The sequence below is a fragment of the Shewanella abyssi genome (genome assembly GCF_023284025.1).
Taxonomy (GTDB): Bacteria; Pseudomonadota; Gammaproteobacteria; order Enterobacterales; family Shewanellaceae; genus Shewanella; species Shewanella abyssi.
Genome location: NZ_JAKIKR010000140.1, coordinates 1 through 512 on the forward strand (window position 1 = coordinate 1; position 512 = coordinate 512).

General features: G+C 48.6%; 1 protein-coding gene. It reads right to left on the reverse strand.

What is annotated here, in order from left to right; translation table 11 throughout:
- On the reverse strand, positions 1-512 hold a 512-nt coding region (locus L2755_RS22480), incomplete at both ends, for a tyrosine-type recombinase/integrase (RefSeq protein ID WP_248982765.1).

Sequence of the window (512 nt, forward strand, 5' to 3'; positions counted from 1 at the left end):
GGATGGCGATGAGTTTGCCAGTAATATCTCAAGGCTAATAAGGTGCGTTGTGGTAGAGGGATTAACCTGTCCTTACCGCCTTTAGCATTACGAATATGTACCTGCATCATCTGTGAATCCACATCACCTACTTGCAAAGAGATCCCTTCGCCGAGGCGCAACCCCATACTGTATAGGGTCAGAAAACAAACCTGATATCGCAACTTATGTGTGAGACTTATAACGATGGCAACTTCAGTTGGCGTTAGGATATCAGGAAGTCGATTGACCTGTGGAGGCTTGACGATATTAAGCCACTGCCAGTGTTGGTTGAGCACATGGCGATAGAAAAACTGCAAACCGTTACGGTCGATCTTAACGGTGCTCCATGAGTGTGACTCAATCAGCTGAGCGAAGTAGCGCTTCAAATCATCGGTAGTGAGGTTGTCAGGACAGCGGTCAAAGAAGGCGGCAATACGCCGCAGCGCACGGCTGTATGCATCGATGGTTGCAGGTCGCTTGCCTTGTAGTGT